Consider the following 22,579-nt stretch of genomic DNA (forward strand, 5'->3'; position numbering starts at 1 on the left):
AGATCGATTCCAGCATATAGTTTCATTGGTCGACTCCTCTTGTGGCTGTTTGTCGATGTTACTTCTTAACGATACGACTGCAGGGGGGAGTCGGCTAGATGATTATCAGGTCTTGCATTTTGCAGGGTTAAGAAAATAGGGTTAACTATTGTGAAAAATTCAGTACCTGTCTCTTTCAATTCCGCGATTCAAAATTTCGGATGAAATTCTTAGGAAAGTAGAGATGTCAGAGTCTTTCTAACATCTCTCGATAAACGTCGCCGTCTCGCTTCCCTACGCTCAGTGCCGTTACGATCAAATCTGTGTCGTTAACGTGATAAGTTAAACGAAACGGGGGATGCTTGCGTTTAATCTTATACAAATTGTACCCACCTGATAACCTGGCTTTCGGTATATGCGGGTGCTGTAATCGCTCTTTCAGTTTGCCTTTAAAATACTCTTTTACCGCTGACGGTAAACGCTCCCACTCATCCAGTGCATCTGGATGAAACTTTAACTTATAAGTCATCAATATTGACTTCTATAGGTTCCTTACCATCATTCAAGCGTTCTCTGGCCTGAGCGAGTAGTGCCAGGTTCTCAACAGCTTCTGACATCATTTCGAACAGTTCAGGAGGTACAGCATAAAAGCATGGTTCATTACTTTTAAGCACAGCCACAGCTTCACCTCCCGACTGCTGGAGCACTGCATTTGGATTGGCCTTGAAGTCGGTGATGCTGGCTGAAACCCCAGCCATCATTCTTGATACATGGCTCATATTCTTACCCTTAATTACTATGAGTCGCTTATGCAACCTTTATTTAGGTCTAAATATAGACCTTTTAGTAATTCTTGTACAGATTTTCTATTTTATTGTAAGTAGTTACCGATCCCCACCTTCATGCTTAGCTGATGGGTGTGTCTAGTGAAAAAAGAGTGAAAAAGGGCAGAAAAAAGGTGACAGATTTATTTTTTGCAGCAAGTTACGCCTGCCAGGCGCTATCGATTTTCACTCTATCTGCGCAAGCCCTTTAATTCGAAGCCCTGACCGCTATTTCCGATGCTTTTTCTAGCCAGTCGCGCAGCGACGTTCTAACCACTAGCCACTAGCCAGCCGCGTAGCGGCGATCTAGCCACTGCTTTTCCCATACCCCAACTGTTCCGATATCGCACTGCCCGCCTGCATCAGCTCTTCGATCCATTCATCCCGGCGGCGGTCAATCGGGGCTGAGAGTGACAATCCGGCCACCGGCTGATTGCTCTGATCGTAGATCAGTACGCCGATGCAGCCGACGCCGATCTCCGCTTCTTCATTATCCAGTGCATAGCCCCGCTCAGCTGATTTAAGGCACTCCTCTGTCAGTGCTTCCAGTGAGTTGAAGGTGTTGCGGGTGTAGGCGGGCAGGTTGGTACGCTGGGCGTAGCCTGCGATCTCCTGTTCACCGCTGATCCCCAGCATCAGTTTGCCAACACCGGTGACATGCAGTGGGGCCCGGCTGCCGACGATCTGCTGCACATGCATCATGCGGTTGGGGGTGGCCTTTTCAAAGTAGATCACCACATCGCCTTCGCGGATGGTGAGGTTAATGGTCTCTCCCAGCTTATCCCGCAGTTTTTCCATATAGGGCATCGCCACCGCCCGCAGGTCGATATCGGTGTGTAACCGGTTGCTCAGTTGCAGTAACCGCTGTCCCAGGCGGTATTCGCCGGCACTGCTGCGTTCGACAAAGCGGTTATCGATCAGCGAGTGAAGAATGCGGTGGGCAGTAGAGGGGTGCAGACCGGCATCGGCGCTCAGGACTTTCAGTTTCACCGGCTTTGAATAACGGGAGATAACGTCCAGTAACAGTGTGGCCCGGTCGATGACCTGAATCCGGGCTTCCGGTTTTGTATCTGACATAGCGATCTCCTGTTAAAGGCTGATGTAGCGGTTTGGTGCTTTTTATATTGTGCAATTTTTAATGAAATTACCACATAGCAACAATAAAAAACTATATTTCATATTATGAAATTGTTGGTTTTTAACCGATGCTTTCTATTTACTCCTTTAATTTCAGTTGGTTAGTAAAAATAAACTGGGGAAAAATTATAATTTCACAATATGGAATATTTGCGTATTGCGGAAGGTAATCGTTGTTCTTATGGTGAATAACACTTAAGTCTTACTGCTTCAGACTATCCCGAAGCCGTGTGCCTTTTTCCAACACTTATCAAGAGTATTCACCATGACAGATCAGAATCCTGTTTTTATACCCGGCCCGACCAATATTCCTGATCGGTTACGCAATGCGATGCATCTTCAGACCCGCGATCACCGCGCGCCGGATTTTGTTGAAACATTCGCTCCGGTACTGCGCGACTGCAAACGTGTTTTTGGTACTGAGACGGGTGAAGTGATTACCTTCCCGTCCAGTGGTACCGGCGGTTGGGAAGCCTCTATCTGTAACACCCTGTCAGCGGGTGACAAAGTACTGATCGCCCGCTACGGGATGTTCTCCCACCGCTGGATCGATCTGTGTCAGCGCCATAATCTGGATGTTCAGGTTATTGAGTGTGCCTGGGGCAGAGGTGCACCGGCAGACAGGTTTGCCGAGGTTTTGAGTGCCGATAGCGGCCATGAGATTAAAGCGGTACTGGTAACCCACAATGAAACGGCGACCGGTGTTAAGAGTGATATCGCCGCCGTTCGTCAGGCGATGGATGCGTCGGGCCATCCGGCGATGCTGTTTGTTGATTGCGTCAGCTCACTGGCATCGATGCCGTTTGAGATGGATGCCTGGGGTGTTGATATTGCGGTTTCCGGTTCGCAGAAGGGCTTCATGCTGAATACCGGTATGGCCATTCTGGGGGTTAGCCAGAAGGCCCTGGCAGCGATGGAGACGGCGACCCTGACCCGCACCTTCTTCGATTTTCGCGACATGATGGCCGCGAATGCCAACGGTGGTTTCCCTTATACGCCTCCGTTGCAGCTGATCTATGGCATGAAAGAGAGTCTGGCGATGCTGTTTGAAGAGGGGCTGGAGAATGTCTATGCCCGTCATTACCGTCTGGCTGAAGGGGTGCGTAAAGCGGTTGACGCCTGGGGGCTGAAACTGTGTGCTCAGTCGCCGGAGCTGTACTCCGATACAGTGAGCGCGATCTATGTACCGGACGGCTTTGACAGTAATCAACTGACCGAACATGCCTTTAATGCCTACGGGGTTTCCTTCGGTATCGGTCTGGGAGAGATGAACGGCAGAGCGTTCCGCATCGGCCATCTGGGCTCACTGACCGACGTGATGGTGCTGTCGGGTCTGGCCACGATTGAGATGGCGATGGCGGATCTCAACTACCCGATCACGCTGGGCTCCGGGGTTGCCGCCGCACAGGAGTATTTTCGTAAGACTGCCAGTAAAAACTGTGCCTGAAGTTAATTTTTGAGGTATCCCATGACCGATACAACTGAACAGAAGATGACGATCCCCACATACGATGATGTGCTGATCGCCCATGAACGGATTAAACCCTATATCCATGAAACGCCGGTGCTGACCTCCCGTTTCCTTAATGAACTGAGCGGTGCTGAGCTGTTCTTTAAGTGTGAAAACCTGCAGAAGGCGGGGGCCTTTAAAGTACGCGGGGCATCCAATGCGGTGTTTGGCCTGACTGAAGCGGAGGCGGCGGTGGGCGTGGCAACCCACTCCTCCGGCAATCATGCGCTGTCGCTCTCCTATGCAGCCGGTCAGCGGGGCATTCCGGTCACGGTGGTGATGCCACGCACGGCACCGCAGGCGAAGAAGGATGCGGTGCGTGGCTATGGTGGCACTATCGTTGAGTGCGAACCCTCAACCAGTTCCCGCGAAGCGGTGTTTGCCGAGGTGGTGGCTGAATCCGGGGCTGATTTTGTCCACCCCTATAACGATCCACGGGTTATCGCCGGGCAGGCGACCTGCTCCAAAGAGTTGCTCAGTCAGGTGGAAAACCTGGATGCGGTGATCGCGCCGATCGGTGGCGGCGGAATGATCTCAGGCACCTGCCTGACACTTTCCACCATCGCGCCCCAGGTGAAGATCTACGCCGCAGAACCGTTGAATGCGGATGATGCCGCCCGCTCTTTCCGGGCCGGTCATATTATTGCGGATGATGCTCCGGATACCGTCGCCGATGGTCTGAAAGTCCCGCTGAAAGACCTGACCTGGCACTTTGTCAGCAACCATGTCACCGACATTCTCACTGCCACCGAGGAGGAGATTATCGAGGCGATGAAGCTGGTGTGGAAACGGATGAAGATTGTCATTGAACCCAGTAGCGCAGTGCCCCTGGCGACCATTCTGAAGCATCCGGAACTCTTCAGAGGCAAACGGGTAGGGGTCATTATTACCGGCGGAAATGTCGACCTCGACAAACTGCCATGGCTGAACAACTAAGAATTTTGACAGGAGAACACCAATGAATGCACAGAATGAATTGCACAATCTGGAAGTAGGGTACGACGTTCCGGCCATCCCGGGAATGGATGAAGCAGATATCCAGACACCCTGTCTGATTGTTGATCTGGACGCACTGGAGAAGAATATCCGCACCATGGGGGATTACGCTAAGCAGATGGGCGTGCGCCACCGGGTGCACGGCAAGATGCATAAATCCGTTGATATCGCGTTGTTGCAGGAAAAGCTGGGCGACAGTTGTGGCGTTTGCTGCCAGAAAGTGTCCGAGGCGGAAGTGTTCGCCCGTGGCGGTATTAAAGATGTTCTGGTGTCGAATCAGGTACGTGATCCGGCCAAGATCGACCGTATGGCGCGGTTGCCGAAACTGGGTGCCCGGACGATCTGTTGTGTCGATGACATTGAAAATGTCGCGGAACTCTCTGCTGCCGCGCAGAAGCATGGCACGCAGATCGAGTGTCTGGTTGAGATCGATTGCGGTGCCGGACGTTGTGGAGTGGCTGCGGGACAGCCGGTGGTGGATATCGCTCTGGCGATCGATGCGGCAGCCGGTCTGAAGTTCGCGGGTATTCAGGCGTATCAGGGGGCGATGCAGCATCTGCAAAACTATAACGAGCGTAAAGAGAAAGTGGATATTGCCATTGAGATGGTGGCCCGTTCGATTGAGATGCTCAAAGCGGTTGGTCTGGAGTGTGACATCGTTGGCGGTGGTGGCACCGGCTCCTATTACTTTGAGGGCGCGTCCGGGGTGTATAACGAGTTACAGTGTGGTTCCTATGCATTTATGGATGCTGATTATCAGACGATTCATGATGAAAACGGTGAGCGGATCTCTGAGTTTGAAAACTCACTGTTTATTCTCACCTCCATCATGAGTCATGCGAAAGCGGATAAAGCGATCTGTGATGCCGGTCTGAAAGCGCAGTCGGTTGATAGTGGTCTGCCCTACGTGTTTGGCCGCGATGATGTGGAGTATATCAAGTGCTCCGATGAACACGGGGTGATCTCCGATCCGAACGGGGCACTGAAGGTTAATCAGAAGATCCGTCTGGTGCCGGGGCACTGCGATCCCACCTGTAACGTTCACGATTACTATGTGGGGGTGCGTAACGGCAAGGTTGAGACGCTGTGGCCAGTCTCCGCCCGTGGTAAGGCTTATTAATAAGGCATTTAACCTATATCAACAGGTGTCCGTCAGGGCATCTGTTCAATCCCTGATTAAGGAGAATATCTATGGGTGGTTCTATTGAAGAGCTTACGTCTGTTAACGCATTACCCGGCATATCCCTGGTATCTGAAGCAGTGTGTCAACAGGTGGTGGGTCGTCCTGAAGCTTTCAGTGCCGTTGAAAGCGTGTTTGCCGCGATGGCCAGTGGTGCTGCCTATAACTTCCCGGTGGTGCGGGAGGCGATCGGTCACGCCGACGCCCTCTATGGTTTCAAGTCCGGCTTCGATCGTGCCGGGATGGTACTGGGGGTTAAATCCGGCGGCTACTGGCCGGGCAACGTTGATAAAAACCTGACCAACCATCAGTCCACGGTGATTCTGTTTGATCCCGATACCGGACAACTGCGGTCGCTGGTGGGGGGCAACTATCTGACGGCGGTACGCACCGCTGCCGCGTCGGCGGTGTCCATCGCTCACCTGGCGCGTAAAGATGCCCGGGTGCTGGGGATGGTCGGTGCCGGACATCAGTCCACCTTTCAGTTGCGGGCCGCCCTTGAACAGCGCAACTTTGAAAAAGTGGTGGCCTGGAATCCACACCCGGAATATCTGTCCCGACTGGCCGCGGTGTGTGAAGAACTGGGGGTGCCCTTCGAAGCGGTTGAGCAGGAACAACTGGGCGCCGAGGCGGATGTCATTATTACCATCACCTCTGCGTTTGAGCCGTTGCTCATGAAGGACTGGATTAAACCGGGAACCCATATCGCCTGTATGGGCACCGATACCAAAGGCAAACAGGAGGTTGATCCTGAACTGCTGGCGGTGGCCTCAGTCTTTACCGATGAGGTGGCACAATCGATCAGTATCGGTGAAGCGCAGCACGCAGTTGCGTCCGGGCTGCTGAGTGAAGCCGATATCACGCCGATAGGTGAAGTGATTAACGGCACTCATCCGGGCCGTCGGGATGATCTTGAGATCACCCTGTTTGATGGCACCGGGGTCGGCCTGCAGGATCTGGCGGTGGCTTCTGCGGCGGTAGAGCTTGCACAAGCCAAAGGGCTGGCGGGACAGGTCTCTTTGTAAGCTGCTACTCTGTCCCCCCCCCCTTCCCGGTGGAAGGGGGGGACTTCATTTAATCTTTTATCCTACAGGTATTTATGATGAGTTCTGCCGCGCGATTACGACTGCGTCAACTGCTGGACAGTCAGCAGTGTATGACCTGCGCTTCGGTTTTTGACCCGCTGTCTTCGCGGATGGCGGATGATATAGGCTTTCAGGTCGGCATACTGGGAGGCTCTGTGGCCTCGCTGATGTCGCTGGGTGTCCCCGATATCTATCTGCTGACGCTGAGTGAGTTGGCGGAGCAGGCACTTAGGGTGTGTCAGGCGTCGGATCTGCCAGTGATTGTTGATGGTGATAACGGCTATGGTAATGCCCTCAATGTGATGCGCACGGTGTCTGAGCTGGAGCATGCCGGCGCGGCGGTGGTCACTATCGAAGATACGGTTATCCCCAGGCCGTACAAACAGCCGGAGCTGAATCTCAGTACGGTGGAAGAGGGATGCAGTAAATTGCAGGCAGCGCTGCAAGCCCGTAACGATGCTGATATGGCGATCTTTGCCCGCACCCATGGGCAGCAACCCCACAGCGATCTGCTGCAACGGGTGGATGCCTACAGCCGCACCGGCGTCGATGGTATCTGTATTTTTGGCCAGATATCCAAAGCGCTACTGGTGCAGCTAAATCAGGTGACCGATCTGCCGCTGATGCTGATCGATTATGAGCCTTCAGGTTCAGGCTCAGGGCTGTCTTCAGAGGAGCTGACACAGCTGGGTGTGCGGATTCACTTCAGGGGGCATCGTGCGTATGAGGATTCTGTGAAAGCGGTTTATCAGTCGTTGTTGCAACTGTATAACAGCGATTTTCCCAGCCGTGAGATGGCTAACAGCAGCAATGGTAAACAGCTGATTGGCCGGTTTGCTCAACAACAGAGATTCAATGCGATCTGCAATGACTACCTCAACCCCGCCCATGGGTAATGGAGTCGTTTGAAGGGGGCTAACGGATCAGCAGATCCAACAGGGCCGACGGTTCATTAATCAGATAATCGCAGTCACTGCTATGCAGCTCCCCGGCTTCGCCATAACCCCAGCTAACCGCCACCGAATTAAGACCATGGGCCCGGGCCGCCCGGATATCGCTCGCTCTGTCGCCGATCATCCAGTGGCGGCTGTAGGGTTTGGGGTGCTCTTTGATCAGCTCTCCCAGATGCACAGTTTTATCACTTTTAGCGCCGTTGAGTTCACTGCCGTGAACACCCTCAAACAGTTTAGCCAGCTGTGCATCCTCAAGCAGCCACTCTGCCTGCGGCTGGGGTTTAACCGTCAGCACCCGCAACCGCAGCCCGGCATCTGCAAGCTGTTGTAGCAGATCCCTGATACCTGGATAAACCTGATAGTTTCTGATCCCCTGTTGCAGATAGTGTTGGCGGAACAGACGCACCGCATCCTCAATCAGCGCCTTTTCAGTGCTGTGCATCAGTCGGGCAAAGCTATCGCGGATAGGTGGGCCAAAACAGCGCTGTAACTGCTCAGGGCCGGCCTGCGGATACCCCAGACCGGAGAGGGCGCTCTGGATCGATTCGGCTATTCCCCGTTGAGAATCGAGCAGGGTGCCATCGAGATCAAAAAACAGCGTTTTCATGGCGTTTATCTTTTCCTATCCGGTTGCAGCGTGTGAGTTGATTATTGTACACAATTTTAAAGATCGTTGTTCGATGTCCGAACGCTGTTGTGGGAGCCGCTTCCAGCGGCGATATTGGGTGCAGGCAATGAGTTCAATCGCTGCAGGATGCAGCTCCTACAGAAGGAAGACGGCGATAACCGCCCTGTAGGAGCGCCTTCCAGGCGCGATAAAGCTTTTCGGGGTCTGAACGATGCGCTTGTCCGAGGTCCGGAAAATGCAGGGTGGTTGTATCTTTTGTGGGAGCTGCTTCCAGTGGCGATATCGGGTGCAGGCATTGGGCTGAATCGCTGCAGGATGCAGCTCCTACGGTTAAACCTGCAATTCAACTCTGCAATGATTCCGATGATCTGACCGCTGTTGTGGGAGCCGCTTCCAGCGGCAATGTCTGTGCAGGTGAATAGCCAAATCGCTGCAGGATGCAGCTCCTACGGTTAAACCTGCAATTCAACTCTGCAATGATTCCGGTGATCTGACCGCTGTTGTGGGAGCTGCTTCCAGCGGCGATATTGGGTGCAGGCATTGGGCTGAATCGCTGCAGGATGCAGCTCCTACGGTTAAACCTGCAATTCAACTCTGCAATGATTCCGGTGATCTGACCGCTGTTGTGGGAGCCGCTTCCAGCGGCGATGTCTGTGCAGGTGAATAGCCAAATCGCTGCAGGATGCAGCTCCTACGGTTAAACCTGCAATTCAACTCTGCAATGATTCCGATGATCTGACCGCTGTTGTGGGAGCCGCTTCCAGCGGCGATGTCTGTGCAGGTGAATAGCCAAATCGCTGCAGGATGCAGCTCCTACGGTTAAACCTGCAATTCAACTCTGCAATGATTCCGGTGATCTGACCGCTGTTGTGGGAGCCGCTTCCAGCGGCGATATTGGGTGCAGGCAATGAGGTGAATCGCTGCAGGATGCAGCTCCTACGGGGCGTTCTTTGAGGTCCGGGGTCCGGAAAAGCACAAAAAAAAAGACCGTCAGCGTCCTGACAGTCTTAAACCCTCGCAGAGGGGAGTCAACAAGAATCTTACCGGCAATGATAGGTTGCCGGTGAAGACACAGCACCCGGACCGTGAAACCTGAGATCAGCGATCACCGGTTTCAGGGCCGTAATGCTGTTGCTATTGTGGTTAATCCTGACTTTTTGGTCAACTTGTTGCCAGATAATACCGTTTCATAATATGGCAACAATATATCTTATAATATGTATACAATACTTTGGTCTGAATGTAAGTTTTATCTATATATTCGTTTTATCTACTGCTGAGTGAGGGTTGCCCTTAGTGCCGAACGATCAGATTTCTCAATTAATAAAACTAACAATTCAGAGGTAACACTGATGGTCAGACTAGATCTGGAAAATTCGATCACCATAATTCAGGCGGCATTCAATAAAAGCCGTGAGTTGAATACTTCGCCATTGACCGTGGCAATACTGGACAGCGCGGGCAGGCTGATCTCACTCCAGCGTCAGGACGGGTCCAGTATGCTGCGCCCCGATATCGCCATCGGCAAGGCGTGGGGTGCAGTGGCGATGGGTAAGTCGTCCCGTGAACTGGGCCGGGATGCGCTGGAACGTCCTGCCTTTATTGCATCCTTAACGACGCTGGCGCAGGGGCATCTGGTGCCGGTGGCGGGTGGTGTGCTGGTGCGCAACAGCGACAATGAGGTGGTTGGTGCTGTGGGGGTCAGTGGCGATCTGTCCGATGTGGATGAGCTATGTGCCATCACCGGGATTGAGGCGGCGGGCCTGATCGCGGATGCCGGCCCGGCTTAACCTGTAACCCTTTATTTAAACCGCTTAAGCCTCCGATCAGACCTTCAGTCAATCGGGGGCTTTTTATTGTTCAGACTTGTGGCTTTTTACCCCGCAGCCTTTCAGTATCAGCCGGGTTAACTGCTCTGCGGCGGTGTCGTAGTCAGCCTGACTCAGCTTGTCTTTGCCGGTCACCCGGGATATCTGCCAGTCAAAATCGGCATAGGTCTGGGTGGCCGCCCAGATGGTGAACAGCAGGTGATGGGGGTCAACAGGATCGATCAGTTTTCGTTTGACCCAGGACTCAATCTTGTTACTGCTGACCCGGGTCTGTTCCATCATCTGTTCGGCAATATCTTCGGGCAGATGAGGCGCCCCATGCATAATTTCACTGGCAAACACCTTCGAGGCATGGGGATGCTGTTGCGACACCCGTATTTTGGCGCGGATATATTGTTCCAGCACGGTGGCCGGGTCATCGTTCTCGTAAAACGGTGTGGCTGCCTGCAGCAGGGGATCAATAACGCTTTCAACAACGCTGCGGTAGAGGTTCTTTTTACTTTTGAAGTAGTAGTAAACGTTGGCTTTGGGGAGGCCCGCATGGTTGGCTATATCCATGGTTTTAGTCGCGGCGTAACCCCGGGCGGCAAAAATTTCACTGGCAGCCTGAATAATCAGCTCCCGGTTACGGTCCCCTATTTTAGCCATCGGCTTACCTTATCCTGTCTTATTATTTAACCGTGATGGTCAACTGCGGGGCCATGTTATCACCCGCACTGAACCCGGCTCAACCGTGTTATTGCGAAAATGAAAAAGCCCTGTCGGTTAACAGGGCTTTTTAGCAGAACGTAGCAAACGGATTGTGACGCTGACTACTTTGTCAACGCGCCCTGAGCGATCCAGGTGCCCAGCAGATCCCGTTCCTGCTGCGTCATCTGGGTGATATTACCCAGCGGCATCGCCTGGGTGGTAATCGCCTGCGCCTGAATCCGCGGAGCCAGCATCTGGATCTGCTGCGGATTATCCATGATGACCCCGAGCGGTGCGGCGGTAAAACCGGCAAAGGTCGGTGTGGCTGAGTGGCATACGGAGCAGCGCTCATCAATGATCTGCTTCACCTGTGTAAAGCTGACCTGGGTGGTGGATGTTGCAGCGGTTTTCGGTGCGGTGACAAACGCCAGTGCGATCATACCCAGCGCCGCCGCGGGAAGGGTCCAGACAAATTTCTGGCTTTCGTGACGGGTATTAAAGTAGTGACGCACCAGCACACTCAGTATCGCCAACCCTGCCAGAATTGCCCAGTTATACTCAAAGCTGTAAGTGCTGGGGAAATGGTTGCTGATCATAATAAACAGCACCGGCAGGGTGAAGTAGTTGTTGTGCCGTGAACGCAGTAAGCCTTTAGCTGGCAGGGCGGGGTCAGGCTCGCGCCCTGCATTAATCGCCCCCACCAGATCACTCTGAGCCGGCATAATGATAAAGAATACGTTGCCCACCATAATGGTGCCGATCATGGCGCCGATATGGATGAATGCCGCGCGGCCACTAAATACATGAGTGAAGCCCCAGGCAGCAGCAACCAGCAGAACAAACAGTACCAGTCCCAGCAGTGCAGGTTTCTTACCCAGGGGAGAATCACACAGGGTGGTATAGATAAACCAGCCCGCCACCAGACTACCGATACTGATGCCGATGGCCGCAGCCGAGCTGAGGTCTGAACCGGGCGCTACCAGATAGAGTTGTGCATTGAGGTAATACACCACGGCCAGCAGGGTAAAGCCAGACAGGAAGGTCGCGTAGGCTTCCCATTTAAACCAGTGCAGCTGCTCCGGCATTTTTGGTGGTGCCAGTTTGTATTTTTCCAGATGGTAGATGCCGCCGCCGTGGATCGCCCACAGATCGCCGGACAGACCTTCACGGGGGTTACTCCGGTCCAGGTGGTTCTCCAGCCAGACGAAATAGAAGGACGCGCCGATCCAGGCGATACCGGTAATCATATGTACCCAGCGTACTGCCAGGTTTAACCATTCAGTGATATGGGGATCCATGGTTTACTCCTCATATAGTGACACTCATAGCTTTCGCTAAAGGCCCGAGCTGTTAATGTTCTTGTTGTGCTTTGGTCGCTATTGCCTGCTGATCAGTGATCTGACTCAAGCGCTATTTTTAAGGGCTATTTTCAAGGACTATCTCAGTGTCTTCAGCAAAGAAGTACTCATCGCAGTTATTGCCTTCACCTTCGCGGTCGACCACCAGAAAATCATCTTCCGGTACGCAACTTAGCACCGGGTGGTGCCAGACGCCGGGGTGGTAATTGATCCCCTGGCTGCCGTCGGTGATAAAAGCCCTGATATTGGCAGGCTCCGGCACTTCGCCGGGCTCTGCAACAATAATCAGAAACGGGTTCTGCTTCAGGGGGATAAACGCCTGACTGCCAAACGGATGCCGCTCCAGCAGTTTCACCCGCAGCGGCATCGTCACTCCCTGTGCTCGGAAGATGCTGATAATCCCCCGGTCGTCCGGTTTTCCCAGCATCACCTCAGCTAAACGGTGAAAGCGCTGGGTTGAGCCGTTGTTGATCATGAAAAAGTCACGATCCCGGGTCTCAATCACCGTGCCATAGGGGGCGAATGCGGTGGTGGTCAGCGGTTCCGGTGTCAGGGTCAGCCTGGTTTGTTCAGTCATTTAAAGCACCTTAGTCCTTAGTTCTCAGTCCGTAGCTCTTAGTCAGAAATATGGCCAAACAGTCTCAGTCGGCTGATGCCGCCGTCCGGGAAGATATTCAACCGGATATGGGTGATCGGCCCCAGCATGTTGATCTGCTCGCTGAACTCATGTTCCTGATGCATCTCCAGTTTTTGCGAGGGTAGTAACTCTTTCCAGAACAGACTCTGGGTTTCGATCTGCTCATCGGTGCCGCCTTTGACGAAGGCCGCCTGAATCGAGCAGCTGTCCGGATAGTTGCCCTTAAAGTGGAGGGTGTCCACCACGATGCGGCTGATCTCCCCCGGATGTCCCAGTGCCACAATCACCCAGTCATTACCCGGTGTGCGGCGGCGGGCGGTTTCCCAGCCATCGCCCATGTTCACCCCTCGTCCGGGGTTGAGAATGTTGCTCATCTTGCCGAAGTGTTCGTCACTACAGGCCAGCGCCCGGCCACCGTTGAGGGAGGACGCCAGATCGATCTCTTGCTCGCTGCCAATCTCAGACCAGTTCAGGTAGGGGGTGCCATACACCCGTAAACGGGCAACACCGCCATCCGGAAAGATATTAAAGCGAATATGGGTCCAGGGCTGATCATTGTTAATAGCGTGCAGGTGCTGACTGTCACCCTGCAGGCTAACGGCACTCAGTAGTTCGGTCCATTGCGCATTATCCGCAGGGTCGCCATCAGGGCAGAAGCAGGCTTCCAGTGAGGCTGAAGGCGGGTAGTTTCCGGTGAAGAACGAGGTATCGATATCGACGCCTCTGATCACACCGGGTACGCCGAGGCGGATGATGGTGTAGTCATAGCCTTCAAAACGCTTACGGCGGGATTCCCAGCCATCCATCCATTTACCATTGTCGTCAAAGACACCCTCTTTCCAGACGGGGGCTTCGGGTTGTAACATCCGGTCGACGGCGGCAAACCAGTCGTCGGTTACGAAAATGGCCTTGCTGCCCAGACGGGCGTCAGCCAGGTTGATCTGTTTCTCAAATGTTGTTGTCATTATTTTACTCATCTAGCGTAAATAGGTTACATAGCTTCCAGTCGGAACTGCGCTATTTTGTTGATTTCCTGTAATGCCCGGCTGAACTCCTGCTCGGGATTGTTATGGATGCGCTCTTCAAAGGCCGCCAGAATCTGGTGCCGGTTGCTGCCCCTGACCGCCATAATGAATGGAAAACCAAACTTCGCTTTATACGCATCATTCAGCTGGGTAAAACGGGCGAACTCTTCGGCGGTGCACTCACTGATGCCCGCACCGGCCTGTTCTGAGGTCGAAGATTCGGTCAGCTCACCGGCAATAGCGGCTTTTCCGGCCAGGTCCGGGTGAGCATTGATCAGATCCAGTTGAGATTGTTTATCAGACTCGAGCAAGATCTTTGCCATCCTTCCATGCAGGGCCGCTATCTCATCACAACGGCTATCGATTCCCTGATCAAAGACCTGCTCAGCAACCCAGGCCGAATGCTCATAGATGTCGCCAAAGGTGCTGACAAAGCTTTCACGGCTCATCTGGCTTGGGGTGCAGTGTTGAAACTGAGCGTTACTCATGATGCGCTCTCCGGGTTAAAGGGGTGCTCGGCGTACCAGTGTTTGGCAATATCGATGCGGCGACTGAACCACACCTGTTCATGGCTCTGGGCATATTGGATAAACCGCTCCAGTGCTGCGATCCGGGCCGGACGACCGATGAGGCGGCAGTGCAGACCGATAGAGAGCATTTTTGGTGCATCGGCGCCCTCTGCGTACAGGGTATCGAAACTGTCTTTCAGATATTGATAGAACTGTTCGCCACTATTAAAGCCCTGTTGTGTGGCAAAGCGCATATCGTTGGTGTCCAGTGTATAAGGGATTACCAGATGGCCCTTGCCCTGATTGTTGACCCAGTAGGGCAGGTCATCATCATAGGCATCGGAGTCATACATAAAGCCACCTTCCTCCATCACCAGCTTACGGGTGTTGGGGCTGTTGCGACCGGTGTACCAGCCCTGCGGACGCTCACCGGTCACCTGAGTAATGATATCGATGGCGCGCAGCAGATGATCACGCTCTTCCGACTCATCAAAATACTGATAGTCGATCCAGCGATAACCGTGGCTGCAGATCTCATGACCGGCTTCTACCATCGCTTTCGCCACCTCCGGGTGACGTTCAATCGCCATCGCCACGGCAAAGATCGTCAGGGGGATCTCGTATTTACTAAACAGTTTTAACAGACGCCAGACACCGGCACGGCTGCCATATTCATAACAGGACTCCATACTCATATGGCGCACACCGGGCAGCGGCTGTGCCCCCGGCATCTCTGACAGAAACGCCTCGGACTCGCTGTCACCATGCAGAATGCAGTGCTCGCCCCCCTCTTCGTAGTTAAGAACAAATGATATAGCGATACGGGCCTCACCAGGCCAGCGGGGATGGGGCGGGTGGCTGCCATATCCGATCAGATCACGGGGATAGTCATTGTTCACAGGGGCACTCCTTAACGAAACGGTAAGCATCTATTGGATTAAATAATGGATTAATCCAAACTGGTATGCAATCATTGTATACAATATTTTTTAAAAGTAACAAGCGAAAATAGACAGTAAATTCCAGGTTATCCCCGACGGATCTCCACTGAAACCGATGTTACACCTTTAAGATCAATGGTTTCAGGGTTTGATTTCAGTATGTGATATTGCTTAGATAATAATGTATACAATAAACTAAAAAATTGTCTTTAACTGTGGTTTTGGCTGTTCTATAGTGTAGCCATCTGCAGATCAGTTTAGTCCGGTCTGCCAAAAGTAGGTCGCAAACGTTTAACTATGCAAAGCGTAAGTATAAGAGAGAGGATGAATAACTTATGGGTTATCTGACAACACATGTGCTGGACTCAGCCCACGGCTGTCCTGGCAGTGACATACCCGTCGCGCTCTATCGTATCAGTGACACCGGCCGTGAACTGCTGCAAACAACCCTGACCAATGGTGATGGTCGCTGCGATCAGCCGGTGCTGGAAGGAGCTGATTTTAAAAAGGGCGTCTACGAACTGGTCTTCAGTGTTGGCAGTTATTACCGCAAACGGGGTGTAGAACTACCTGAGCCCGCCTTTCTGGATGAAGTGGTGCTGCGCTTCGGTATTGCCGATGAAGAGGAGCATTACCACGTGCCGCTGTTGATCTCGCCCTATAGCTATTCGACCTATCGCGGGTCTTAACGGCAGTCGCTAGACGTCGCTTCGCGAATAATAACTTCAGTCGCTAGACGTCGCTTCGCTCCTTGCTAGTTGTTAGAAAAAGCGTTTTAAAAGACGTTGCTCGTTGTCGTCTCGAAAAAGCGGGGGGTGTGGCTTTCTGTGGAGGTTGTTGTAGGAGCGACGTCCCCGTCGCGATTGGTATTACTGCCCAACTTGTTATTGCGGGAACTCTCCCTCACGACCCCTGCAATTAATAAACCCACTGTAGGAGCCCTTTTTAAGGGCGATCTTTTACATCTGTCTTTCTGTAAATTTCATGCTGTCATATCCCCGATCAATTTCTTACGTGCTTCTTACACACGGGCGGAGCAACTTCTGTAAAAATTAAAGCCTACCTATAACGGTTTTTTCTAATACAGAGGTTAGCTATGAAAAACTTCCTGAACGTTCATCACTTATATACCAGCCTGGCGCTGATATTCATGTTGCACGGCGGCACTGTTCACGCGAATACTGCCCCCATCGACGATGGTTACCTTAATCCGGTGGAAGATCTACGTTACTATATGGAACAGCTTGAGCGTTTGCCCGAAAGGTTAGGGGTGATCTGCTGGGCAGCTTATGAGGTTCATAAAGAGGGTAAACATGAGAGTGCGATGACCCTGCTTAATGCTTGTGCTGATCGAGGCCTGGTTGCCTCAATGTTAATGCTCTCAAATTTTTATGAGGACGGCGTGCTTAATACAGGTGAACTACCTGGAGTTTCGACGTTATGGTTAAAGCGTGCGGCAGACACTGGCGATAGCCGGGGGCAGTATTATTATGGCCTGGCGCTGTTACGGGGTTACGGCCATAGCAGAAATGAAACACTCGGCCGGCAATGGATAGAACTGGCTGCCAGACAAGGGTTTCCAGATGCCGTTGAGGCGTATGAGCAGTGGAGATAATGTGCTAAGTCGGTTGATTAGCAGCACTGGCCGGTATGCTGGGTTGCTTATCGGTATCGCGGTTCTGATTCCGTTTATGCTGGTCGTTGGACTGGGTATTCATGGTTATCGGGCGCTGGACGAGCTGCATAAGGGCGAGCTGTTCGATAAGACTACGGCAGAGTCCAGGCTGTTACAGAGTTTATTATCCAGGCAGGTTGATGCTCTGGCCTTATCGCATCAGACCGCGGTGCGCAGTGAGATACTGGATGATAAATATGGAGATTTAAGTTCTCTGGCCACTAATAGCTCCCTGATTGAACTGGTATCTGTGTATACCGACGATGGTATTCTCTACCCGGATTCTGGCCTCGCACTGACGTTTTTTGATAAAACGTTACTGGACGATGTGAAAACAGACATTATCTCTGCGCATGATCAATTACAGCGTCGCTCAGCCAATCAGGCAGTGGATGTCTGGTTGGCGGTGACCACTTCAATTGGTCCTGCATATCTTTACTGTTGGAGGGGGCAGCCAGGTATGACCCTGTGTGTGTTGTCGACAGCTAAAGTGGTACATGATTGGGTGTGGGATAGCGATGAGCTTAGAGTGCTGAGCCATGACTTTAAAATTGAGGACAGCTTTAGTCAGTTGCAGGCCGCTCCTGATACTCCTCCCAAGGTGCAGTACACCTTCAAAAAACTCGGGTTGATCATTACGCCGCAACTTAAAGTTGCACCGCAGGAAACTGCCTCTGCTCGCTGGTTATTTCTCGCGCTGGTGCTGCCGCTGCTGGGGCTGAGCTGCGCTGTCTCCTACCTGGTTTACCGGCATTACAAAGTGCAGGTCTTGCGGGCGGAGACGCTGCTTAGTTGTACTCAGGATATTGCCCACGAGCTCAGAACTCCTCTGGGGAATATCAATTTGTATGTTGGTCTCATGCTGCGCTCCGAAGAACAATCAGATAAAGAACGTTATCAATTGATTGTTGATAACGAGATGCTGCGTATTTCTCAGATCATCGATAATGCCACAGCACTCATGCGTGGAAAACCAGTGGACCCGTGGCAGTATTTGTCACCGGCGACCCATTTACAGTCGCTATATCAGCAGTATCAGCTCCGGTTGACGTCAACGGGCTGTCAGCTTTGTGTACAAACGACACTCAATGATAAGTACTGGTATCCAAAACTCGCGGTTGAGTTAGTGTTACTGAATCTGCTCGACAACGCGCGTAAGTATGCTCCCGGACATCTGGTTACAATGGCGGCAGGACTGGAGGACAACGAATTGTTCTTCTCGGTAAATAACCGCAGGCAGCAAGCGGTTGATAGCCCCTATGCTATCGCCCCTGCCGGGCTGGGCCTTGGCTTGCAAACCTGTCAGCGACTCGCAGCTCAATTTGATGGTCGACTGGATATGAAAATGACAGACTCCGGCCGTCACTATAAGCTTTATCTGCCCATACTGAAGCGAGATCCCCCATGTTAACTGTGCTGATTGTTGAAGATGACTCTCTGACCACTTTGGGCTTAAAAGAGCTGTTGACACTCGAGGGTTATCGTTGCCTGTGCTTTGACACGGCAGAACACGCCTGGCAAGCCTGTCAGCAGTCGAAACCGGATCTCTGTATTCTGGATCGGAATTTACCGGGCATGTCGGGCGACGAACTCTGTAAAAGGCTGCGAAGTCACTGGCCGACACTGCCGATTCTGATGTTATCAGCCAAGGGCTCTGAACCTGAACGTATTGAAGGACTCGCGCTAGGTGTGGATGATTATGTCAGCAAACCTTACAGTGTGAATGAACTGTTAGCTCGTATCGAGGCGATGGTGAGAAGAATACCCCTGTATAAAAGCTGTGAACCGATCTCCGGATTCTGGATGCGTGATCTGTATATTGATGTTGGTGGTTTAAGGGCTGTGCGTGAGGGTAATTCAGTGGAATTAACCCCCAGAGAGCTGTCTATTCTGCGCTTATTGTATGAATCAGAGGGCAATGTGGTAAGCCGGGATATGCTGTTTAACGAGTGCTGGGGACGCGATTACTTTCCCAATAGCCGGGCGCTTGATCAATCTATTGCGGTGCTAAGGGGGAAAATTGAAACAGATCAGAAGGTTCCCGAGATTATTAAAACCGCACGGGGCTCTGGCTATCGTTATGAGGCATGAAGGGCTTACAAAAAACTTACCTTCTACTTACTCAAAACTGACTTAACAACAGCGCGCACTTATTACGCTACATAGAAACCGTAACGTAATAAGGAATCCTGTATGTCAAAGTCATTATCAGATCAGTCAAATAGCCAGAGTCGCAGACGAGCGATTAAATCTATATTGGGGGTTGGCGCTCTGCTTCCCTGTGCCTCGGTATTGGCATTGAAAAGTGGTGCTTCTGCACCGGAACCGAATAAAAACTTTCATCTCAAGGTGGCTAATTTAGTTAACCGCTCCAGGGCTAATATCGAGCGGCTGATCAACTTTACCCTGACCCCGGAGGATCTTCCCTGGACCCAAACGCTGGGGCAGTTAACTGCAGGGCAATCTGTTACTTTTCTGTTGAACGGTCGCTGGTGGATTGTTAAAGAGATGGACCTGTGGGTGGAGCCGGGTGTTGCTTTTCATGCGCGAATTGATGGCGGTCTCTCATATAATCCGATGAATAATAGTGGCACTATGCTGGCCGACCGCTCCGGTGTTTTAGAGATCGCCCGTTCCGTAGGTGAATTTTCAAATCCACAGGGTGAGTTATTCACGCCCCCTGAGCACTACGTCGCGGCTGAAGGCTTCATCGAGGGAGTGGCGATCATATGGCAGGACGATCCGCTCCAGGGACTGATACAACTTTCCGCAGCCGGTGATGTAGAAGGCTTGGTAAGTGCCGAAATTAAGCGGTTAAGCCATGAAAGCAGCCTGCCGGCGGGTTGGCACTATATGTATATGTTTGGTGATGGGGGGATCTTTACCAGTGACCATGAGGGCCATATAGACTGCAACACTCACAAAGATGTAGGTATTTTACAATATCCCATCGAAATGCCCCTGGAGAAGGGGCTGGGTATTTCCTGGCAGTGGCTGGTTGAACAGCTACCGGCTGATGTAGCCGAAGATGCTGTCTTGAGTCACGATTATCTATCTATTGCAGTTGAGTTTGATGATGGTAAAGACATTACATATATGTGGAGCTCATCGTTACCGGAAGGCAAGGTCTTTCAATGTCCACTACCGCGCTGGAGCGACATAGAAACCCATGTTGTGCAGCGAAGTGGGGCAACTGAGTTAGGTAAAGAATTGAAAGAGCAGCGGAACCTGTATAGTGATTATCAGCAATTTATTGGAGGTTCGGCCACACAGGTCACCCGAATCTGGTTGATTGCCAACAGCGTATTCCTCCGTAGCTCGGGAAGATGTAGTTACAGTGATATAGCCTTACACCGCGGCTCAACAATCGTCAAAGTGCTGTGACGCTGGTTATTTCTCCCGTGTGAACTATTTGAAAGAAAAGGATACTACTTACCCCTTTTGAAGGGGCATTATTTTCTGCTGAAGCGACGGATGGTTAAAGGAAAAGCCGTTGTTCGTTGTCGTCTCGAAAAAGCGGGGGTGTGGCTTTCTGTGGGGGTTGTTGTAGGAGCGACGTCCCCGTCGCGATTGGTATTACTGCCCAACTTGTTATTGTAGGAGCCCTTTTTAAGGGGGATCCTTTACTTCAAAGTTTAACCACAGAGAATCAAAAGGGTCAGAGCAATCGATTTCACCAACCCTTCTTAATAGCACAGAAACCTGCTCCATCACTCTTGCTGTTAAGAAGGCTTTCCGAGCGACGGGCAAGCCGGGAACCGGCGTTCGAACCACGAGCCACGGCTCTTATAGTTCGATCCACGAGCGATGTCCCTGCTTTTTCTAGATAACTAGCTAGTGGCGGAGCCGCGATCTCGCGACTAAATATTTAACCCTCCCGTCTAGCCAGCCCGCTCATATACCGCTAATATTTCCCCTACGTCCCTGAGCACAGGGTCGGCGTCGCTCGGACGGTTCCGGGCGCTTACGTTAATAGAGGTTACTATGGCCGATAATTCTGGCACCCCCCCCGTACGTCATTTTTCCCGTATCGATCGCTTGCCCCCGTATGTTTTTAATATCACCGCTGAGCTGAAGATGGCGGCGCGCCGTCGTGGTGAGGATATTATCGATTTCAGTATGGGCAATCCCGATGGCCCCACACCACCGCATATTGTTGAGAAGCTCTGCACCGTCGCGCAGCGTGATGATACCCATGGTTACTCCACTTCTCGCGGTATTCCACGCCTTCGACGGGCGATCTCCCGCTGGTATCAGGATCGCTATCAGGTCGAGATTGATCCTGAAGAGGAGGCGATTGTCACTATTGGTTCCAAGGAGGGCCTGGCGCATCTGATGCTGGCGACGGTGGATCATGGCGACACTGTTCTGGTGCCCAATCCAAGTTACCCGATTCATATCTACGGCGCGGTGATTGCCGGTGCCCAGGTGCGTTCGGTTCCGCTGATTCCCGGTGTCGATTTTTTTGTTGAACTGGAGCGGGCTATCCGGGAGTCGATTCCGAAACCGAAGATGATTATTCTCGGCTTTCCGTCCAATCCCACCGCGCAGTGTGTCGAACTGGATTTCTTCGAACGGGTGGTGGCGTTGGCTAAAGAGCACAATATCATCGTGGTACACGATCTGGCGTATGCCGATATTGTCTATGACGGCTGGAAAGCGCCCTCGATCATGCAGGTGCCGGGTGCCAAGGATGTCGCTGTCGAGTTCTTCACGCTGTCCAAGAGTTACAACATGGCGGGTTGGCGTATCGGCTTTATGGTCGGTAACAAAGAGCTGGTGCATGCGCTGGCCCGGATCAAAAGCTACCACGATTACGGCACCTTCACCCCGCTGCAGGTGGCGGCTATTGCTGCACTGGAGGGGGATCAGCAGTGTGTGCTGGATATCGCTGAGCAGTATCGGCAACGGCGTAATGCGCTGGCAAAGGGACTGCATGAGGCGGGCTGGATGGTGGATATCCCCAAAGCATCGATGTATATCTGGGCTAAAATTCCTGAACCTTATCAGGCGATGGGATCGCTGGAGTTCGCCAAGAAACTGCTCTCTGACGCTAAAGTATGTGTCTCTCCGGGTGTGGGTTTTGGGGATTACGGTGATGGTTTCGTACGCTTTGCCCTGATCGAGAATCAGGACCGTATCCGTCAGGCGGTGCGGGGTATCAAAGCGATGTTCCGTAAGGATGGCCTGATCAGGATGCCGGAAAAACGCCGTTAAACTCCACAGACAGGCCTGACCTATCGCGTCAGGCCTGTTGACACGTTTGATCTTAAATCTGCCCGTTGCCCTCGTACCGGCGGTTACTCCGGTTTTTCTATCGCCAGTATCTCTTTATATATTTTCTCAGCTTCTACGGTGCGTTCTGAGTAGGTTTCGATATCGCCATCTCTCTGGGCGAGCATCGCTTCCTGCAGTGTTGCATTGTAACGCTTACGCAGCTTTTTTGTCGGATCGGATCTGAATATAGAAAGCATCACGTTTCTCACGGTTTGTCGTTACTTAACAATACGGTGAGAGGTTGATGTTGGATCGCTGATATGTTGAAAGATCGGGACGGGGGAATCCGTTCCGACCGGGACAGCCTGAACAGCCGATCCCAGCCCGAAGCGGATCCGATTTAAGT

24 protein-coding genes are annotated in these 22,579 nt (G+C 52.3%); 13 read left to right on the forward strand and 11 right to left on the reverse strand.

Annotated features, from left to right (window positions below; genetic code table 11):
* Positions 1–226: 226 nt before the first annotated feature.
* From JW499_RS15455 to JW499_RS15465, 3 genes are all read right to left on the reverse strand, one after another.
* Positions 227–508, reverse strand: coding sequence for a type II toxin-antitoxin system RelE family toxin (locus JW499_RS15455; RefSeq protein WP_205211428.1), 282 nt, complete (start codon positions 506–508; stop codon positions 227–229).
* Positions 498–758, reverse strand: coding sequence for a type II toxin-antitoxin system Phd/YefM family antitoxin (locus JW499_RS15460; RefSeq protein WP_205211429.1), 261 nt, complete (start codon positions 756–758; stop codon positions 498–500). The genes JW499_RS15455 and JW499_RS15460 overlap by 11 nt, the downstream gene beginning before the upstream one ends.
* Before the next feature lie 351 nt (positions 759–1,109).
* Positions 1,110–1,880 carry an IclR family transcriptional regulator gene (locus JW499_RS15465; RefSeq protein WP_205211430.1) on the reverse strand — a complete coding sequence of 257 codons (771 nt, stop codon included), beginning with the start codon at positions 1,878–1,880 and terminating at the stop codon, positions 1,110–1,112.
* Between the two features lie 325 nt (positions 1,881–2,205).
* Between JW499_RS15465 and bhcA the strand changes: the two genes are divergently transcribed.
* From bhcA to JW499_RS15490, 5 genes are all read left to right on the forward strand, one after another.
* Positions 2,206–3,387, forward strand: coding sequence for an L-aspartate--glyoxylate aminotransferase BhcA (gene bhcA, locus JW499_RS15470; RefSeq protein ID WP_205211431.1), 1,182 nt, complete (start codon positions 2,206–2,208; stop codon positions 3,385–3,387).
* A 21-nt stretch (positions 3,388–3,408) separates the two neighbouring features.
* Positions 3,409–4,386, forward strand: coding sequence for a beta-hydroxyaspartate dehydratase BhcB (gene bhcB, locus JW499_RS15475; protein WP_205211432.1), 978 nt, complete (start codon positions 3,409–3,411; stop codon positions 4,384–4,386).
* A gap of 22 nt (positions 4,387–4,408) precedes the next feature.
* On the forward strand, positions 4,409–5,566 hold the full coding sequence (gene bhcC, locus JW499_RS15480) for a 3-hydroxy-D-aspartate aldolase BhcC (protein ID WP_205211433.1): 1,158 nt from the start codon (positions 4,409–4,411) through the stop codon (positions 5,564–5,566).
* A 71-nt stretch (positions 5,567–5,637) separates the two neighbouring features.
* On the forward strand, positions 5,638–6,651 hold the full coding sequence (gene bhcD, locus JW499_RS15485; protein ID WP_205211434.1) for an iminosuccinate reductase BhcD: 1,014 nt from the start codon (positions 5,638–5,640) through the stop codon (positions 6,649–6,651).
* Between the two features lie 74 nt (positions 6,652–6,725).
* On the forward strand, positions 6,726–7,607 hold the full coding sequence (locus JW499_RS15490) for an isocitrate lyase/PEP mutase family protein (RefSeq protein ID WP_205211435.1): 882 nt from the start codon (positions 6,726–6,728) through the stop codon (positions 7,605–7,607).
* Positions 7,608–7,626: 19 nt separating this feature from the next.
* Here the strand turns inward: JW499_RS15490 and JW499_RS15495 are convergent, their stop codons facing one another.
* Positions 7,627–8,271, reverse strand: a complete 645-nt coding sequence (locus tag JW499_RS15495) for an HAD hydrolase-like protein (RefSeq protein ID WP_205211436.1) — start codon at positions 8,269–8,271, stop codon at positions 7,627–7,629.
* A 263-nt stretch (positions 8,272–8,534) separates the two neighbouring features.
* Between JW499_RS15495 and JW499_RS15500 the strand changes: the two genes are divergently transcribed.
* On the forward strand, positions 8,535–8,714 hold the full coding sequence (locus JW499_RS15500) for a hypothetical protein (RefSeq protein ID WP_205211437.1): 180 nt from the start codon (positions 8,535–8,537) through the stop codon (positions 8,712–8,714).
* Positions 8,715–9,644: 930 nt separating this feature from the next.
* Positions 9,645–10,082, forward strand: coding sequence for a GlcG/HbpS family heme-binding protein (locus JW499_RS15505; protein WP_205211438.1), 438 nt, complete (start codon positions 9,645–9,647; stop codon positions 10,080–10,082).
* 63 nt (positions 10,083–10,145) lie between these two features.
* Here JW499_RS15505 and JW499_RS15510 read toward each other — a convergent pair whose 3' ends face one another.
* The 6 genes from JW499_RS15510 to puuE all read right to left on the reverse strand — a co-directional run bounded on the left by JW499_RS15510 (position 10,146) and on the right by puuE (position 15,269).
* Entirely contained in the window at positions 10,146–10,769 is a 624-nt protein-coding gene (locus JW499_RS15510; protein WP_205211439.1) for a TetR/AcrR family transcriptional regulator, read from the reverse strand.
* A 164-nt stretch (positions 10,770–10,933) separates the two neighbouring features.
* Positions 10,934–12,109 carry a urate hydroxylase PuuD gene (locus JW499_RS15515; protein ID WP_205211440.1) on the reverse strand — a complete coding sequence of 392 codons (1,176 nt, stop codon included), beginning with the start codon at positions 12,107–12,109 and terminating at the stop codon, positions 10,934–10,936.
* 118 nt (positions 12,110–12,227) lie between these two features.
* Positions 12,228–12,746 carry an ureidoglycolate lyase gene (locus JW499_RS15520; RefSeq protein WP_205211441.1) on the reverse strand — a complete coding sequence of 173 codons (519 nt, stop codon included), beginning with the start codon at positions 12,744–12,746 and terminating at the stop codon, positions 12,228–12,230.
* A gap of 38 nt (positions 12,747–12,784) precedes the next feature.
* Positions 12,785–13,771, reverse strand: coding sequence for an allantoicase (alc, locus tag JW499_RS15525; RefSeq protein WP_205211442.1), 987 nt, complete (start codon positions 13,769–13,771; stop codon positions 12,785–12,787).
* A 26-nt stretch (positions 13,772–13,797) separates the two neighbouring features.
* Positions 13,798–14,319 carry a 2-oxo-4-hydroxy-4-carboxy-5-ureidoimidazoline decarboxylase gene (gene uraD, locus JW499_RS15530; protein ID WP_205211443.1) on the reverse strand — a complete coding sequence of 174 codons (522 nt, stop codon included), beginning with the start codon at positions 14,317–14,319 and terminating at the stop codon, positions 13,798–13,800.
* On the reverse strand, positions 14,316–15,269 hold the full coding sequence (puuE, locus tag JW499_RS15535; RefSeq protein WP_232846456.1) for an allantoinase PuuE: 954 nt from the start codon (positions 15,267–15,269) through the stop codon (positions 14,316–14,318). Before puuE ends, uraD begins: the two co-directional genes overlap by 4 nt.
* A gap of 347 nt (positions 15,270–15,616) precedes the next feature.
* On the opposite strand from puuE, the gene uraH reads away from it, so the two are divergent.
* The 6 genes from uraH (at position 15,617) to alaC (ending at position 22,173) form a co-directional block, all read left to right on the forward strand.
* On the forward strand, positions 15,617–15,970 hold the full coding sequence (gene uraH / locus JW499_RS15540; RefSeq protein WP_205211445.1) for a hydroxyisourate hydrolase: 354 nt from the start codon (positions 15,617–15,619) through the stop codon (positions 15,968–15,970).
* A gap of 407 nt (positions 15,971–16,377) precedes the next feature.
* Entirely contained in the window at positions 16,378–16,896 is a 519-nt protein-coding gene (locus JW499_RS15545; RefSeq protein WP_205211446.1) for a tetratricopeptide repeat protein, read from the forward strand.
* Positions 16,865–18,367 carry a sensor histidine kinase gene (locus tag JW499_RS15550; protein WP_205211447.1) on the forward strand — a complete coding sequence of 501 codons (1,503 nt, stop codon included), beginning with the start codon at positions 16,865–16,867 and terminating at the stop codon, positions 18,365–18,367. The genes JW499_RS15545 and JW499_RS15550 overlap by 32 nt, the downstream gene beginning before the upstream one ends.
* Positions 18,361–19,047: a response regulator transcription factor gene (locus JW499_RS15555; protein ID WP_205211448.1), complete on the forward strand. Its 687-nt coding sequence runs from the start codon at positions 18,361–18,363 to the stop codon at positions 19,045–19,047. The genes JW499_RS15550 and JW499_RS15555 overlap by 7 nt, the downstream gene beginning before the upstream one ends.
* A 102-nt stretch (positions 19,048–19,149) precedes the next feature.
* Positions 19,150–20,340 carry a DUF3047 domain-containing protein gene (locus tag JW499_RS15560; RefSeq protein ID WP_205211449.1) on the forward strand — a complete coding sequence of 397 codons (1,191 nt, stop codon included), beginning with the start codon at positions 19,150–19,152 and terminating at the stop codon, positions 20,338–20,340.
* 600 nt (positions 20,341–20,940) lie between these two features.
* A complete protein-coding gene (alaC, locus tag JW499_RS15565; protein WP_205211450.1) occupies positions 20,941–22,173 on the forward strand; it encodes an alanine transaminase in 1,233 nt (410 codons plus the stop codon).
* A gap of 83 nt (positions 22,174–22,256) precedes the next feature.
* Here the strand turns inward: alaC and JW499_RS15570 are convergent, their stop codons facing one another.
* Positions 22,257–22,430, reverse strand: coding sequence for a DUF6435 family protein (locus JW499_RS15570; protein ID WP_205211451.1), 174 nt, complete (start codon positions 22,428–22,430; stop codon positions 22,257–22,259).
* Positions 22,431–22,579 lie beyond the last annotated feature (149 nt).

Source organism: Amphritea pacifica (assembly GCF_016924145.1).
Lineage (GTDB): Bacteria > Pseudomonadota > Gammaproteobacteria > Pseudomonadales > Balneatricaceae > Amphritea > Amphritea pacifica.

Coding starts and splice junctions, on each gene's coding strand:
- JW499_RS15545 (WP_205211446.1), top strand. CDS start 16,378: ATGAAAAACTTCCTGAACGTTCATCACTTATATACCAGCCTGGCGCTG.
- JW499_RS15520 (WP_205211441.1), bottom strand. CDS start 12,746: ATGACTGAACAAACCAGGCTGACCCTGACACCGGAACCGCTGACCACC.
- bhcA (WP_205211431.1), top strand. CDS start 2,206: ATGACAGATCAGAATCCTGTTTTTATACCCGGCCCGACCAATATTCCT.
- JW499_RS15490 (WP_205211435.1), top strand. CDS start 6,726: ATGATGAGTTCTGCCGCGCGATTACGACTGCGTCAACTGCTGGACAGT.
- JW499_RS15555 (WP_205211448.1), top strand. CDS start 18,361: ATGTTAACTGTGCTGATTGTTGAAGATGACTCTCTGACCACTTTGGGC.
- alaC (WP_205211450.1), top strand. CDS start 20,941: ATGGCCGATAATTCTGGCACCCCCCCCGTACGTCATTTTTCCCGTATC.
- JW499_RS15560 (WP_205211449.1), top strand. CDS start 19,150: ATGTCAAAGTCATTATCAGATCAGTCAAATAGCCAGAGTCGCAGACGA.
- uraH (WP_205211445.1), top strand. CDS start 15,617: ATGGGTTATCTGACAACACATGTGCTGGACTCAGCCCACGGCTGTCCT.
- bhcC (WP_205211433.1), top strand. CDS start 4,409: ATGAATGCACAGAATGAATTGCACAATCTGGAAGTAGGGTACGACGTT.
- alc (WP_205211442.1), bottom strand. CDS start 13,771: ATGACAACAACATTTGAGAAACAGATCAACCTGGCTGACGCCCGTCTG.
- bhcD (WP_205211434.1), top strand. CDS start 5,638: ATGGGTGGTTCTATTGAAGAGCTTACGTCTGTTAACGCATTACCCGGC.
- JW499_RS15460 (WP_205211429.1), bottom strand. CDS start 758: ATGAGCCATGTATCAAGAATGATGGCTGGGGTTTCAGCCAGCATCACC.
- JW499_RS15510 (WP_205211439.1), bottom strand. CDS start 10,769: ATGGCTAAAATAGGGGACCGTAACCGGGAGCTGATTATTCAGGCTGCC.
- uraD (WP_205211443.1), bottom strand. CDS start 14,319: ATGAGTAACGCTCAGTTTCAACACTGCACCCCAAGCCAGATGAGCCGT.
- JW499_RS15455 (WP_205211428.1), bottom strand. CDS start 508: ATGACTTATAAGTTAAAGTTTCATCCAGATGCACTGGATGAGTGGGAG.
- puuE (WP_232846456.1), bottom strand. CDS start 15,269: ATGCTTACCGTTTCGTTAAGGAGTGCCCCTGTGAACAATGACTATCCC.
- JW499_RS15570 (WP_205211451.1), bottom strand. CDS start 22,430: ATGCTTTCTATATTCAGATCCGATCCGACAAAAAAGCTGCGTAAGCGT.
- JW499_RS15550 (WP_205211447.1), top strand. CDS start 16,865: ATGCCGTTGAGGCGTATGAGCAGTGGAGATAATGTGCTAAGTCGGTTG.
- JW499_RS15515 (WP_205211440.1), bottom strand. CDS start 12,109: ATGGATCCCCATATCACTGAATGGTTAAACCTGGCAGTACGCTGGGTA.
- JW499_RS15495 (WP_205211436.1), bottom strand. CDS start 8,271: ATGAAAACGCTGTTTTTTGATCTCGATGGCACCCTGCTCGATTCTCAA.
- bhcB (WP_205211432.1), top strand. CDS start 3,409: ATGACCGATACAACTGAACAGAAGATGACGATCCCCACATACGATGAT.
- JW499_RS15465 (WP_205211430.1), bottom strand. CDS start 1,880: ATGTCAGATACAAAACCGGAAGCCCGGATTCAGGTCATCGACCGGGCC.
- JW499_RS15505 (WP_205211438.1), top strand. CDS start 9,645: ATGGTCAGACTAGATCTGGAAAATTCGATCACCATAATTCAGGCGGCA.